The following is a 14,644-nucleotide window of genomic DNA, read 5'->3' on the forward strand; positions in this document are numbered from 1 at the left end:
GGGCGTGCCTGAACGGGTCGCGTGACCACGGCACTGCCCGGTGTGACCATTCAGAAGAGTGTGATGCGGGTGCCGAGCTTCGGTCCGTAGACAGGCTTCGCGCCTAATACAACAGTGACAACAGTGCCACTGAACGCGCCCGCGAACCTCCCGCAGCGCGTTTGGCGGGAGCCACACAGGCGCAACAAGGTTCGAATTTCATGCGAGCTAACCATCCATTTCTGCGGTATTCCGAGTCCCTGCTGGTGCGCCAGCCGTTTCGCACGTTAAAGGGTTTCGCGGGCGGCTACATTGCGTATCCGATCGCGGAAAGTCGCGAAAAACGCAGCGTGCGTCCGAAGATCGAAGAGCTGCGGCAGCACTATACGTTGCCGATGCCGCATCGTCGTCGCATCGCGCTCGAGCGGCTGGCCGGCATCCTCGAATTCGCCGGTGCGCAGGTGCCGTATTACCGCGACCTGTTCCAGGCGAAGCAGTTCGATCCGGCCAAGGTCAAGCAGGACCCGCGGTATCTGGAAGAGCTCCCGTATCTGACCAAAGACATCATCCGCGAGCAGGGTCCGCGCATGCTGTCGATCCCGCTCGAAGCGGGCCGCCATCACGTGTGCAAGACCGGCGGTTCGACGGGGTTGTCGACCACGATCTTCTACGACCAGGAAGGCGCGGATTACTCGTCGGCGGTCACGTTCTACGCGCGTGAGCGGATCGGCAAGCTGCGCCATCGTTCGGAACTGCACTTTGCCTGTCGTTTCCCGGATCAGGTGATGCCTGAATGGCCGTCACGCGAAGACTTCAAATGTTTCGCGATGAATCGCAGCAACATTTTCTTCGACCGGATCGACGATCAGGGTCTCGAAGAAATGTGGCAGACGCTCAAGCGTCGCAAGCCTTATCTCGCGCACTCGCATCCGTCGACCATGTATGCGCTCGCTTGTTACGTGCAGCGCAAGTACGGTGGCGGTAAAGCGTTCGCGGTGTTTGAATCGAGCGGCGAATTGCTCGAGCCGCACGCTCGCGAAATGATCGCGAAGGCGTTGCGCTGCCGGGTGATCGATCGCTACGGTCTCGCCGAGCTCGGCGTGATGGCCTACGAACTCGACGGCCATGAGGGCGGTTTCCAGATTCTCGAATCCGAGGGGTGGCCGGAAAGCCGTGTGTCGGAGGGCAATCCGGATGGCGCGCATGAACTCGTGTTCACGGGTTTCCGTAACCGCTTGATGCCGTTGATTCGCTACGCAACGGGCGATCTGGCGCGTGTGCAGGAGACCGAAAAGGGCTTCTTCCTGACAGACGTTGTCGGACGCATTCACGACGTCGTGCCGATCAACGGCGTGGCGCACCCGACACACCATATTCAGGACATGCTCGACCATCGCGTCGGCGGGATTCAGGAGTTCCAGATCGATCTGCGAACCGAGCCGCCCACCTTGCGAATCGTGCTTGAACCGACAGCGAACGCAGAAGAAACGACCAACAAGCTGCGTCACTTCTGGCAGGACGCGTTCACAATTGCCTATGTTGGGCACGACGATCTGGTGCGCGTCGGCAGCCGGGCTAAATTTCGTCACGTGGTCACTGCATGATCGGCATTCTTTTCTCCGACGCGACAGCGGAAGCCGGCCGGTATGTGCTGGCGGCCGTGCAGCGCTCCGTCAGCGCCACCCAGGCGCAATCGATCTCCCGCAGCACGTTGCGTTCGAACGCGCCGGACGTGGTCGTCGCGGTCGACGCACCGGACGGCTGGAGTGCGGACCTGATCGCATGGTTGACCGCACGGCCCCGCAAGCTCGTCGTGTTCGGCCGGATGCCGGTGGCGCTCGCAGACTATCTGCGCTATCAGTCGACGGACGTGCCGGCCGAGTTGGCGAGCGCGAGCCGCAGCGCGTCGGCGCCCGCGGGCGAGGCGCGTGAAAGCGCCGCGGTGGTGCGCTATAGCGAGTTGGCGCAGACGCTGGGTGGCCAGCCATGGCATCGCCCGTTCGAGCGTTTCGACTTCACCGACGAGTGGAACAACCTCGGTTTCGGCGCGATTCGTAGCGATGGCTCGATCTGGGCAGTCGCGCAAGCAGCCCATGTGCCCGCCGAGGCGGAACTCGCGGCTGTCGTCGTAGACGGCGAGCGGCAGTTTTCGTATGCCGCGCTGTGGGACACCGGCGCATCAAGTGTGCTGTGGTTCAACCGCGCAGTCGGCCCATGCGATTCGTTCGAATGGCGCATGGTCGAGAATTTTCTGTCGGGCTACCGTTCGGACACGCTGCCGTGTCAGCCGGTGCTGAGCGAGTTGCCGTGGGGTTACGACGCGGCGATTACGTCGCGACTCGATTGCGACGAAGACGTCGAGTCGGCGCGTCCGTTGTGGGAAACCTATCAGCGCCTGGGCGTGCCTTTCTCATTGGCGGTTCACACGCAGAACCTGAGTCGCACGGAGCATCACGGCATTCTTCGTGAACTGCTGGCCGACAGGCAACAGGGCGCGGTGCTGTCACACACGGCGACCCATGCGCCGAACTGGGGCGGCAGCTATGAAAGCGCCCTCGCGGAAGGCGCTCATTCGGCGGCCTTGCTCGAAGCGGTGACTGGCGTTCCAGTGCGTTACGCCGTATCGCCGTTTCACCAGTCGCCACCGTATGCGATGCGCGGCCTCGCCGATGCCGGCTACGAAGGCTGCATCGGCGGGATCATCCGCAATGATCCTGAGTTCCTGACTGCACGTGGCGGCGCGTTGGCCGGCTTGCCGGCAGGCTTCATCGGACACAGTCAGCAGTGCATGCTGCACGGCGAATGCATGCTCAACGAGGGCGACAAGCTTGCCATTTTCAAGCAGGCTTTCGACTACGCTTACGCCACCAATACGCTGTTCGGTTATCTCGACCATCCGTTCTCCGAGCGCTACGCATATGGCTGGCCGGATGAGGCATTGCGCATCGATGCCCACGAGAAATTCATCGCGTACATCAGGAGCAAGGCGCAAAAACCGCTCTTCATGCATGAGGACGCGGCGCTCGATTTTCTGAAGTTCAGGTCACTGACCCAGGTCGTCGAAGAGGGTGGTACGTTCCGCATTCTGACGCCGTCGAATGGCGCTTCGCCGTTGACGCTGGGCGTCGAGTTTCGCGGTGCTCACGTGCAGGTCGAGGCAGGGAAGCCATTGCAATGAAAGTCATGGTGGTAATGGGCACGCGGCCCGAGGTCATCAAGCTGGCGCCAGTGGTGCGTGCCTTGCGTGCCGAAGTCGACACCATTGTCTGCGCGAGCGGTCAGCACAAGGACATGGCTGCGCAGGCGCTCGAATTCTTCGGCATCGAACCGGACATTACGCTCGATACGATGAGTCCCGGGCAATCGCTGAACGCATTGTCGGCGCGACTTTTATCCGCGCTCGATCGGGCGCTGGAGCAAGTGCGCCCGGACTGGGTGATCGTGCAAGGCGATACGACGACGGCGTTTTGCGCAGGTCTCGCTGCATTTCATCGCGGCATTCCCGTGGGCCACGTCGAAGCCGGATTGCGCACAGGTGATCTCAAGAGCCCGTTCCCCGAAGAAGCGAATCGCAGCCTGTTGAGTCGCATCACGACGCTGCATTTCGCGCCTACTGAGCTGGCCCGCGAGAACTTGTTGAGCGAAGGCGTGGCCGCGGAAAAAATCGTCGTTACCGGTAATACGGTGGTGGACGCGATTGCCGCAGTGCGCCGGAGCTGGGACGCGACGCCGCCGCAAAGTCCGCTGCCGCCATGGACGGGCGACGAGCAGCAGCACATCCTCGTGACCTGTCACCGGCGCGAAAACTTCGGTGACGTGTTGCAGGACATTTGCCGCGTGCTGCGCGATCTGTGTCAGCGCTATAGCGATTATCGCTGGATCTTCCCGGTACACCTGAATCCCGCCGTGCGCGAGCCTGTGCTGCGCGAACTGAACGGCATCCCCAACCTCGCCTTGATCGAGCCGGTCGATTATCCGACCAGCCTCTATCTGATCAGCGGCAGCGCGGTCGTTGTCAGCGACTCCGGCGGCATTCAGGAAGAAGCACCGACCTTTGGCGTGCCGGTGGTCGTGATGCGCAATCACACCGAGCGGCGCGAAGGCGTGGATGCAGGTTTTGCGACGCTGGCCGGTCAGGCGTCGGACAGCATCGAAAGCGCGGTGATTGGCTGGCTCGACGATCCGGCGCGCCGCGAGGCGCTGCGCAATCGCGCGAACCCTTACGGTGACGGGCTGGCCTCGCAGCGTATTCTCGACAGTCTGCTGGGTCGGCCGGTCGAGGTGTTCAGTGGTTGAAGGCAAGGACACGGCGTTTGCCGCGCGGGATTGCGTATTGTTTTCGACCGCCGATTGGGACGAACCGTATTGGACGAACAAGCAGCATACGGCGAGCATTCTGGCCGCACGCGGCTGGCGGGTGCTTTACGTGGAGAGCGTCGGTTTCCGTTCGCCTAAGGTCGGCAGCGGCCGTGACTGGGCTCGCTTGTGGCGTCGTCTGTGGCGTGGCGTGCAGTCTCTCGTACTCGGGCCGCCGCGGCGCGCCGAGAACATTTGGGTGTTGTCGCCGTTGATGGTGCCGGCCGGGCATCACCTGCCGTTCGTGCGCTCGCTGAACCAGGCGTTGCTGCGCTTTTCCGTGACCCGATTCGCGAAGTCACAGCGCTTCAGGGATCCTGTCGTCTGGACCTATCACCCGTATATGCTCGATGCGATTGCGACGCTGCCTCGCGGGCCGCTCGTGTATCACTGCGTCGACGATATCGCGGCGATTCCCGGCGTCGACGTGGAGGCGTTCCGCAACGCGCAGCAAGCGCTGGTGGGGCGCTGCGAGGCGGTCTTCACGACGGCGATGTCGTTGAAGGAAACGTGCCAGCCGTTTAACCCCAACACGCATTTTTTCGGCAACGTGGTGGACGAAGCGCATTTCGGCGAGGCGCGTGCAGAAGGGGCGCTGCCGCCCGAGCTTGCCGCGATTCCGGAGCCGCGGCTGGTGTATCACGGCGTGCTGTCCGACTTCAAGGTCGACTTTCCGTTGCTCCTGCAGACCGCGCAGGCCCGGCCGCAGTGGCAATGGGTGATCATCGGCGAGGAGCGTGAAGGGCAGCGCAGCGAATTGCTCGCGCAACTGGCGCGCTTGCCGAACGTGCATCTGCTCGGCTATCGCAGCTATCAGACTTTGCCGCGCTATATGCGCGGCATGCAGGTCGGCGTGCTGCCGACCTTGCTGAACGAATACACCCGTTCGATGTTCCCCATGAAGTTTTATGAGTTCCTCGCGGCGGGCTTGCCGGTGGTGTCGACCCCGTTGGACTTTGCAAAAGAGCCCCGTGCGGGTCTCGAAGTAGGGGGCGACCTCGAAGCCTTTATCGCTGCAATCGAGAAACAGCTTGCACGCGGCAAGCTGAGCGCGGATGAGTCGCGGGAAGCGGTGGGCGACAACACGTGGGAGCGCCGGCTGGACAAGATGCTACAGATCACTTTCCATGGCCGTGAATCGGGCAACGGCAGTGTGCAACAGCACCACGGCGCGGAGGTGCGCACGTGAAAGTGGTTCATGTTTACCGTACCTATTTCCCCGATCCGCCAGGTGGCTTGCAGGAAGCGATTCGCCAGATTGCGCTGTCGACGCGCGAGTGCGGTGTCGAGCCCCGCATTCTGACTTTGTCGCCGACACCCGAGCCAGGCGAGATCGACTATCCCGAAGGGCGCGTCGTACGCGCGAAATCCTGGGCGGCGCCGGCGTCGTGCGATCTGGGCGGCCCGGGTGCATTGATGAAGTACCGGCAGATGGCCGACTGGGCCGACGTCGTGCATTTCCACTTTCCGTGGCCGTTCGCCGATGTACTGCATCTGCTGGGCCGAACGAAAAAGCCCACAGTGATGACATATCACTCGGATATTGTGCGACAGAAGGCGCTAGGCGCCGTCTACGGGCCGCTGATGCGGCGGACGCTACGCAGCATGTCCGCAGTGGTTGCAACCTCGCCTGCCTATGCGCAGACCAGCGAGGCGCTGACGGAATGTGTGACGAAGGAGCGGTTGAAGACCATTCCGCTCGGCATTATCGATTACCGCGACGAGCCGCATTCCGTGGATGCGCAACGCGACATCGCAAACCGTCTCGGTCTTGCGGCCGGCGAGCCGTATTTTCTCGCGCTCGGCGTGTTGCGCTATTACAAGGGCCTGCACACGCTGATCGAGGCAGCAAGCCATGTGAATGCGAAAATCGTGATTGCGGGCTCCGGTCCGGAACGGGAGCGCCTGGCGGCGTTGGCGCAGCAATTAGGCGCGACCAATGTCGTTTTTGCCGGACAGGTGACGCACGAAGAAAAGGTCGCCCTGCTCAAGGGATGCCGCGCGATGGTGTTGCCGTCGCACTTGCGTTCTGAAGCATTCGGCATGGTGCTGGCGGAGGCCGCCATGTTTGGTAAGCCGATGGTGTGCTGCGAGGTGGGATCCGGAACGTCCTACGTCAATCAACATGGTGTGACGGGTTTTGTCGTCGCACCGGAACAATCAAAAGAACTGGCTGGCGCAATGAATGTGCTGCTGAGCGACGATGCGGTAGCGGCGGCTATGGGAAGCGCCGCTCGTGCGCGTTACGAAACGCTGTTTTCAGGAGCGGCGCTTGGCAAAGCATATAGTGCGCTATACCGGGAAGTCGCGTGACGCGGCGAGGGGAAGGATTAGCGAAATGCAATGGAAAACACTGGCCGTAGATCTGGACGGCACGCTGATACGATCGGATATGCTGATCGAGACGGGTTTTGCCTATCTGAAGGCGAACCCGTTGCGCTTTTATCGTCCGTTGGTCTGGATTGCCCAGGGCGGCAAGGCGCATCTCAAGGCAAAGCTTGCCGCGGCTACGCACGTCGACGTGGCGACGTTGCCCTATGACCCGAAAGTGATCGAATGGCTCAAGCGCGAGCGTGCGGCCGGCCGCTCGCTGGTGCTCGCGACTGCCAGCGACGCCCGCTACGCCGAGGCGATCTCGGGGCATCTCGGCTTGTTCGACAAGACGCTTGCCACCGACGGCAAGGTCAATCTGTCGTCAGGCCGCAAACGCGATGCGCTGGTGCGCGAGTTCGGCAACAAGGGTTTCGATTACGCCGGCAACTCACACGACGATATCGCGGTCTGGGAAGCGGCTGAGCGCGCCTATGTCGTGAATCCTTCGCCTGGCGTAGCGCGGCGCGCGCAGAAAATCGGCAACGTCGAGAGCGTGCTGCAGACCCGCAAGAACCCACTCCGCGTGTGGCTCAAAGCGCTGCGCGTGCACCAGTGGCTTAAGAACCTGCTGATCTTCATCCCGCTGCTGGCGTCGCATCAAGTGTCGTCGCTGGAACTCGACCTGCGTGGCGTGCTCGCGTTCGTGCTCTTTGGTCTCTGCGCGTCGAGTGTCTATCTGCTCAATGACCTGCTCGATCTCGATGATGACCGGCATCATCCGACCAAGCGACGACGTCCGTTTGCCTCGGGTTCGTTGTCGATCGTCTGGGGCATGGCGGCGTTTCCCGTCCTCGCGATCGGTGCGTTCGCGGGTGCGCTGATCATGCTGCCGTGGCGGTTTGCTGCCGTGCTTGCAGGCTATTACGTCCTGACGATGTTGTATTCGTTTCTGCTCAAGCGCCGCGTGATTCTCGATGTCGTAGTGCTGGCGATGCTTTACACCGCGCGCATCATCGCCGGTACAGCGGCGTTCCGGATGACCCTGACGTTCTGGTTGTTGGGCTTCTCGATGTTTCTGTTTTTGAGCCTGGCGTTGGTGAAGCGCTATGCCGAATTGCATGCGACGCGCGCAGCAGGTGGCGCGAAAGCGCGCGGCCGCGGCTACGTAGCCGATGACCTGCCGATGATTTCGTCACTCGGCGCCGCCTCCGGTTATCTTTCGGTGCTGGTGCTCGCGCTCTACATTCAAGACTCGAAGACAACGCATCTCTACAGCCATCCGCAGGTGATCTGGCTGGCGTGTCCGTTGTTGCTCTACTGGATCAGTCGCACATGGCTCATCACGCATCGCGGGCTGATGCATGACGACCCAGTCGTGTTCGCCGCGAAAGACCGCACGAGTTTGCTGACCGTCGCTCTGATGGGGCTGGTGTTCTGGTTCGCCATATGACGAAGCCGCTCAAGTCCTGGGGGCGTTACCCAGATCATCCACAAGCGGGCCATGCCGTGCAGTGGCGCGACCGCCTGCAACCGGTCCTGGCGCAGGTCGCCGGCGCAAACGGCACGACGCTGGCCTATGGCAATGGCCGTAGCTACGGCGACAGTTGTCTCGCTGCGAGTGATCAGGTTGTGCATACGCGGCCGCTCGATCGCTTTATCACGGCTGACTGGCAAACTGGCGTGGTGCGCGCGGAGGCTGGTGCGACGCTTGACGACATTTTGCAAATCGCGGTTCCGCGTGGCTGGATGCTGCCCGTCACGCCTGGCACAAAGTACGTGACGCTGGGCGGCGCAGTAGCCAACGACGTGCATGGCAAGAACCATCACGCGCGAGGTACGTTCGGCCGTCACGTGCGCCGCTTTGCGTTGTTGCGTTCGGAGCGCGAGGCGTTTGAATGCTCGCCGGACGAGAATGCCGAGTTCTTCGCCGCAACGATTGGTGGCCTCGGACTTACCGGCGTGATTGCCTGGGTGGAAATTCAGTTGATGCCGATTCGCTCGAGCCGCGTGTCGGTAACGAGCATCCGCTTCGGCAATCTCGACGAATTTTTTGCGTTGTCGGAAGAGCTCGACAGCAAGCACGAGTACAGCGTGGCATGGATCGATTGCCTGAGCCGTGGATCGTCGCTCGGACGTGGCATCTTCATGGTTGGCGATCATGCGGAGCGGGGCGGTCTGCAACTTCCGGTCAAGAAGACCCGCGCCGTGCCGATCACGCCGCCGATCTCGCTGATCAATCCACTGACGCTGCGCGCATTCAATGCGCTGTACTACAACCGCCAGCAGCAGAAAACGGTGCAAAGCGAAGTCGATTACGACAGCTATTTCTATCCGCTCGACAGCCTGCTCGAATGGCACCGGATTTACGGCAAGCGTGGGTTCCAACAGTATCAGTGCGTGCTGCCCCAGGTTAACTCCCGCGACGCCATGCACGCAATTCTGGAGACAATCGGGCAAAGCGGGACGGGCTCGTTTCTCGCCGTGCTCAAGCGCTGCGGCGATGCGGTCTCGCCGGGGCTGTTGTCTTTTCCGATGGAAGGGGCGTCGCTCGCGCTGGATTTTCCGCAGCACGATGAAAGCAATCGTCGGCTGTTTGAGCGCCTCGACGCGATTGTCCGGGAAGCCGGCGGACGCTTGTACCCGGCGAAGGACGCGCATATGTCGGCGAGCGATTTCCAGCTCGCGTATCCGGCGTGGCATCAGTTGGAGGCATTGCGCGATCCCGCGTTGATGTCCCGTTTTTGGCAACGAACAACACAAACATGAAAAAAGTCCTGATAGTCGGTGCGACTTCCGCAATTGCCATCGCCTGCGCGCGCCGTTGGGCGTCCGAAGGCGCGACGCTGTTTCTCGTCGGGCGGCAGGCGGAACGCCTGGAACAGATCGCCGCGGATCTCGTGGCGCGCGGCGCCAAGGCGGCCACGAGCCACGTGCTGGACATGAACGATTTCGATGCCCATCAGGCGATGCTCGATGCGTGCGTGGGTACGCTTGGCGGTATCGATGTCGCATTGATCGCGCATGGCACGTTGTCCGATCAGAAAGCTTGCGAACAGGATGTGAAGGTCGCGTTGCGTGAGCTGTCTACCAATGGTTTGTCGGTCATTGCGTTGCTGACGCCGCTGGCCAATATCATGGAAAGCGCGAAGACTGGCGTGATTGCGGTGATTTCGTCGGTGGCAGGAGATCGGGGCAGGCCTTCGAACTACGTCTACGGCACCGCGAAGGCTGCAGTGTCTACGTTCTGTGAAGGCTTGCGCGCAAGGCTGTTCAAGTCGGGCGTGCACGTGCTGACCATCAAGCCGGGCTTCGTGGATACGCCGATGACGGCCGGTATGCCGTTGCCGGGACCGCTTGTCGCCACGCCTGAGCGCGTTGCGAACGATATCGTTCGTGCGGTCGAGAAGAAGAAGGATTCGATTTATACGCCGTGGTTCTGGTCGGGGATCATGTTGATCATTCGGTCGGTGCCGGGGTTCTTGTTTAAGAGGGCGTCGTTGTGAGGATGCGTTTGACTGCAACTGCTGCGTGGGTACTCGGATTCTGCGGCTTGTTCGTCATTGTCAGTTGCGTCATCGGCGTGGTGAGAAGCTATTCGCCCGTACCGTTCTGGGATCAATGGGACGGCTCCCTGGGAGGTTACATACGCTTCGCAGACAACTGGTCTGTGCTGTGGGAGCAACACAACGAACATAGACTGCTCTTGCCCAGGCTGATTTTCTGGACGGATATTCGATGGTTCGGCGGACGTAATGTCGTCGATCTCGTGGCGAATCTCGTCTTGCTCGCGGGTTTGGCAGCAACGGTTGGCCGGATCGTATCGCGCGATGTCCGCTTGACATGGACAGCAGGGATCGCGCTTGCTGGCGCAATAGCAACAATGGCGTTCTCCTGGATACAGGACGAGAACCTGACGTGGGGATTCCAAAACCAGTGGTTCGGCGTCTATCTGTTCGCGATGTTGGCGTTCGATGCATTGGCGCGTAGCCGTAATGCGTCTGGACGAAGCGGTCAGTTTTTGCTGTCGTTGCTATATGGCGCGCTCGCCGCGTGCTGGATGGCTAGTGGCCTGTTGGTGCTGCCGGTGCTGCTGGTTTTTTCACTTTATCTCGGTCTGTCAAAGCAGCGCATCGCGTTGATAGGGCTCGTAACCGCTGTGGTATGGGCTGCATACTTCAGGCATTACGCATCGCCGCCAGTGCACGGAAGCGTGCTGAGCTCTCTACTCCATCATCCGATACAGATGGTCGAGTACGTGCTGCTTTATCTGGGTGCTCCAGTCTGGGCCGCGACGGCGCGGCTTTCGCTGACATATCTGGCCGGCGCCATTGTCGTGGTCGCTACACTGGTTGGTTTGTGGCTCGGGCGCAGCCAAGACGTTCGCGCGCCCGCATTGCTCGCCTTCGCCGTTTTTGTATGCGGCTGCGCGTTCATTACCGCCGGGGGACGCTTACCCTTTGGTATCGAATCTGCGTTTGCGCATCGCTACACCACGTCATCGCTATTTGCATGGTTGTCGCTTCTGCTTTACTTCTGGGTCAACGCACCGCGCCTGCAGGCTCGCGCCGTGAACGCTGGATTGTTTGCCTTGGCGCTTGCCACGGTTTTGTCGTATCAGGGTGCAGCCTTCCGGCCGGACCGGGATCAGTTGTTTGCCCGGAAGTTGGCCGGACTTGCAGTGCGCGAGGACGTATACGATAGCGAATGGACACATGCTGTGTATCCTGGGGTCGAGGCGCTTCGGATTACTTCGCAAGCCGCGCAGGCTCGAGGCCTGTCGATTTTCAAGCGATGCTCGCGAGACTATCCTTGCGCGCCTGAACAAACTACGGCGAGTCGCACGTGTGAAGGCGCGATCGATCTGATCAAGCCGACCGGCACGCCGGGTCGATATATGGCCAGTGGCTGGATTTACGATCAGGATGCGAAAGTGCAGCCGACGGAAGTTGTCATCGTCAATGCGCAAAACGACTTGCGCGGTTATGGGATTGTCGGCAGGCACCGGCCAGACGTCGAGACGGTACTGAAGTTTAAGGGTGACCGTGTTGGCTGGACCGGCTTTTTCCGTGCCGATGACAAGACCATCCGCGTCCTGGCGAAACACGGAGATACCTACTGTGCGTTGACCGAGGCAGGGAAAGTGCAGGAGCAAGTTGCCCAGTAGTGTTGGTGCTACTGTTCGAACCGGACGCCGGTGATGAATTTGAATTGCAGCCCCAATTAAGAAGGGGCGTTTCACCAAGCTTAAAATGTCGCGTTATCTGACGCGAGCATGTGCTAGCCCGTGTGCGGCGCATTACCTAAACTCGAGTAATCTGAACGATAGATCAATGAACGATACGCGCATCATTCTCCCAGGCGGCGCCGGCCTCGTCGGCCAGAACCTTGTCGCTCGTCTCAAGCAGCGCGGGTATACGAATCTGGTCGTACTCGACAAACACCGCGCCAATATCGAAGTCCTGCGCAGCGTACATCCTGACATCACGGTCGAGTACGCGGATCTGGCTGAGCCGGGCGACTGGACTCGTTATTTTGAAGGCGCGGCCGTTGTCGTGATGCTGCAGGCCCAGATTGGTGGCCCGACGATCGAGCCATTCATCCGCAACAATTTGACGTCTACGACTCACGTGTTGGCGGCGATCAAGCAATTCAATATCCCGTACACGGTGCACATCAGTTCATCTGTCGTGGAATCCGTGGGCGACGATTTCTACACTGACACCAAGAAGCAGCAGGAAGAGATGGTGCTGGCATCAGGCATTGAATGCGTCGTGCTGCGCCCGACACTCATGTTCGGCTGGTTCGACCGCAAGCATCTTGGCTGGCTTTCGCGTTTTATGCAGCGCGTGCCGGTCTTTCCGATTCCCGGAAGTGGGCGTTACATGCGTCAGCCGCTCTACGCAGGGGATTTCTGCAACGTGATTATCAGTTGCATCGAATCGCGCATCAGCGGCAAGGTGTTCAACATCACGGGGTTGGAGCAAGTCGACTACATCGACATTATTCGTCAAATCAAGGCGGCTACGAAATCCCGTTGCGCGATCGTGCGCATTCCATACGGACTGTTCTATGCGCTGCTGAAGGTGTACGCGCTGTTCGACAAGAACCCGCCTTTCACGGCGGATCAGTTGAAAGCGTTGACTGCCGGCGATGAGTTCGAGGTGATCGACTGGGAGGGCATATTCCAGATCAAGGCCACGCCATTTGCCAAGGCGATGCATGAAACTTTCAACGACCCTGTGTACAGCCAGATCGCGCTTGAATTTTGATGTAGGAAATAGTGATGACAGACGAAAAGATCGCGGTGTTGGGCGCGGGCCCCATGGGCCTCGGGGTTGCTTATCAATTGGTTAAAGACGGGCGCAAGCCCGTTATATTCGAAGCAGACGACCGCGTAGGCGGCATGGCCGCATGCTTCGATTTCGGTGGGTTGTCGATCGAGCGCTATTACCACTTCCACGCGATCTCCGATCAAGCGTTCTTTGAGGTGCTGCGTGAACTTGGTATCGAGGACCAACTGAAGTGGGTCGAGACCAAGATGGGCTATTACTACCAGGGACATGTGCAGGCTTGGGGAAACCCGATCGCGCTGCTCAAGTTCAAAGGGCTGAGTTTGACGGCGAAGATTCGCTACGGCCTTCACGCGTTCCTGTCCACCAAGCGCGATGATTGGCGCCCGCTCGACCACGTAGAAGCGTCCGGTTGGATTCGTCGCTGGATTGGTGAGGAGGCGTGGGAAGTGTTGTGGCGCCGGCTGTTCGACTACAAGTTCTACGACTATGCGTACAACTTGTCGGCAGCGTGGATCTGGAGTCGCATTCGCCGTATCGGCCGTTCGCGCTACGACTTGTTCCGTGAGAAGCTTGGCTATCTTGAGGGCGGCTCGGATACGTTGCTCGAGGGCATGCGTCGCTATATCGAGGCTAACGGCGGTGAATTCCGTTTGGGTTCGCCGGCACAGAAAGTTGTGATCGAAGACGGCGCCGTGAAGGGCGTGCAGGTCAACGGTGAAGTGCTGCCCTTCGACAAGGTTATCAGCACGATTCCGCTGCCGTATGTCCCGCGTGTCATTCCGGATTTGCCGGCTGACATTTCGGCCGCGTTCCAGAGCATGAAGAACGTGGCGGTAGTTTGTGTGATCGCCAAGCTGAAGAAGGCGGTAACGAAGAACTTCTGGCTGAACGTCAACGATCCGGATATGGATATTCCTGGCATTGTTGAGTACACCAATCTCCGCCCGCTTGGTGAGCACATTGTGTATGTTCCGTTTTACGTGCCGGGCGAGCATGCAAAATACCAGGAAGCGGACAGTGTTTTCATCGACAAGGTGAAACGCTACCTGATGAAAATCAATCCGGCATTGACCAGCGACGATTTCATCGATGTTCGCGCGAGTCGTTACCGCTACGCACAGCCGATTTGCGAGCCGGGGTTCCTTGATCGGCTTCCGCCGATCCAGCTTCCGGTGAAGGGGCTTTTGGTGGCCGATACGTCCTATTACTACCCGGAAGATCGCGGCATTTCCGAAAGTATCGGTCTGGCGCGAAAGATGGCGAGGATGCTGTGACGATGCCCGCAGGGACCGCGAAGGGGCGACTGGTGTCGCCTCGTTTCCTCAAATTTCTTCTGGCTGGCGGGGTTGCGGCTGGAGTGAATTTCGGCAGCCGGATCATCTTCAACAACTGGATGCCGTTTACGGCGGCGATCGTACTTGCGTATATCGCAGGCATGATCACCGCCTTCATTCTGACGAAGCTATTCGTCTTTACGGAGAGTGTTCACTCCACATCGCGATCTGCGATGTTTTTTACGTTGGTGAATCTCGTCGCCGTGTTGCAGACGTGGGTGGTGAGCGTGGTGCTGGCGTTTCATTTCTTGCCGTGGCTCGGAGTTGTGTGGCACAAGAAGGAAATCGCTCACCTTGTGGGTGTGATCGTGCCCGTATTCACCAGCTACATTGGTCACAAAAAACTGTCGTTTCGATCGCACTAGGGCT

General features: G+C 60.1%; 12 protein-coding genes. All 12 read left to right on the plus strand.

Features of this window, described 5'->3' with window-relative positions; translation table 11 throughout:
• Window positions 1-200: 200 nt before the first annotated feature.
• On the plus strand, window positions 201-1,583 hold the full coding sequence (locus tag PQQ86_RS03250; protein WP_408264910.1) for a phenylacetate--CoA ligase family protein: 1,383 nt from the start codon (window positions 201-203) through the stop codon (window positions 1,581-1,583).
• A complete protein-coding gene (locus tag PQQ86_RS03255) occupies window positions 1,580-3,157 on the plus strand; it encodes a polysaccharide deacetylase family protein (protein ID WP_408264912.1) in 1,578 nt (525 codons plus the stop codon). Before PQQ86_RS03250 ends, PQQ86_RS03255 begins: the two co-directional genes overlap by 4 nt.
• Window positions 3,154-4,275 (plus strand): non-hydrolyzing UDP-N-acetylglucosamine 2-epimerase, encoded by a 1,122-nt coding sequence (wecB, locus tag PQQ86_RS03260; RefSeq protein WP_408264914.1) that lies wholly within the window; start codon window positions 3,154-3,156, stop codon window positions 4,273-4,275. The genes PQQ86_RS03255 and wecB overlap by 4 nt, the downstream gene beginning before the upstream one ends.
• Window positions 4,268-5,524, plus strand: coding sequence for a glycosyltransferase (locus PQQ86_RS03265; RefSeq protein ID WP_408264916.1), 1,257 nt, complete (start codon window positions 4,268-4,270; stop codon window positions 5,522-5,524). The genes wecB and PQQ86_RS03265 overlap by 8 nt, the downstream gene beginning before the upstream one ends.
• A complete protein-coding gene (locus PQQ86_RS03270) occupies window positions 5,521-6,648 on the plus strand; it encodes a glycosyltransferase (RefSeq protein ID WP_408264918.1) in 1,128 nt (375 codons plus the stop codon). Before PQQ86_RS03265 ends, PQQ86_RS03270 begins: the two co-directional genes overlap by 4 nt.
• A 25-nt stretch (window positions 6,649-6,673) precedes the next feature.
• The gene (locus tag PQQ86_RS03275) at window positions 6,674-8,098 is read left to right on the plus strand and encodes a UbiA family prenyltransferase (protein WP_408264919.1); all 1,425 of its coding nucleotides are present in this window, start codon (window positions 6,674-6,676) and stop codon (window positions 8,096-8,098) included.
• Complete coding sequence (locus PQQ86_RS03280) at window positions 8,095-9,414, plus strand: FAD-binding protein (protein ID WP_408264920.1); 1,320 nt, start codon at window positions 8,095-8,097, stop codon at window positions 9,412-9,414. The genes PQQ86_RS03275 and PQQ86_RS03280 overlap by 4 nt, the downstream gene beginning before the upstream one ends.
• On the plus strand, window positions 9,411-10,151 hold the full coding sequence (locus PQQ86_RS03285; RefSeq protein ID WP_183801791.1) for an SDR family oxidoreductase: 741 nt from the start codon (window positions 9,411-9,413) through the stop codon (window positions 10,149-10,151). Before PQQ86_RS03280 ends, PQQ86_RS03285 begins: the two co-directional genes overlap by 4 nt.
• Window positions 10,152-10,198: 47 nt before the next feature.
• Window positions 10,199-11,812, plus strand: a complete 1,614-nt coding sequence (locus PQQ86_RS03290) for a hypothetical protein (RefSeq protein ID WP_408264923.1) — start codon at window positions 10,199-10,201, stop codon at window positions 11,810-11,812.
• Window positions 11,813-11,978: 166 nt separating this feature from the next.
• On the plus strand, window positions 11,979-12,917 hold the full coding sequence (locus tag PQQ86_RS03295; protein ID WP_408264925.1) for an NAD-dependent epimerase/dehydratase family protein: 939 nt from the start codon (window positions 11,979-11,981) through the stop codon (window positions 12,915-12,917).
• 14 nt (window positions 12,918-12,931) lie between these two features.
• Window positions 12,932-14,215 carry an NAD(P)/FAD-dependent oxidoreductase gene (locus PQQ86_RS03300; protein ID WP_408264927.1) on the plus strand — a complete coding sequence of 428 codons (1,284 nt, stop codon included), beginning with the start codon at window positions 12,932-12,934 and terminating at the stop codon, window positions 14,213-14,215.
• 2 nt (window positions 14,216-14,217) lie between these two features.
• A complete protein-coding gene (locus tag PQQ86_RS03305; protein ID WP_408264929.1) occupies window positions 14,218-14,640 on the plus strand; it encodes a GtrA family protein in 423 nt (140 codons plus the stop codon).
• The last annotated feature ends 4 nt before the right edge of the window (window positions 14,641-14,644 follow it).

The sequence above is a fragment of the Paraburkholderia sediminicola genome, from assembly GCF_046026675.1.
Classification (GTDB): domain Bacteria; phylum Pseudomonadota; class Gammaproteobacteria; order Burkholderiales; family Burkholderiaceae; genus Paraburkholderia; species Paraburkholderia sediminicola_F.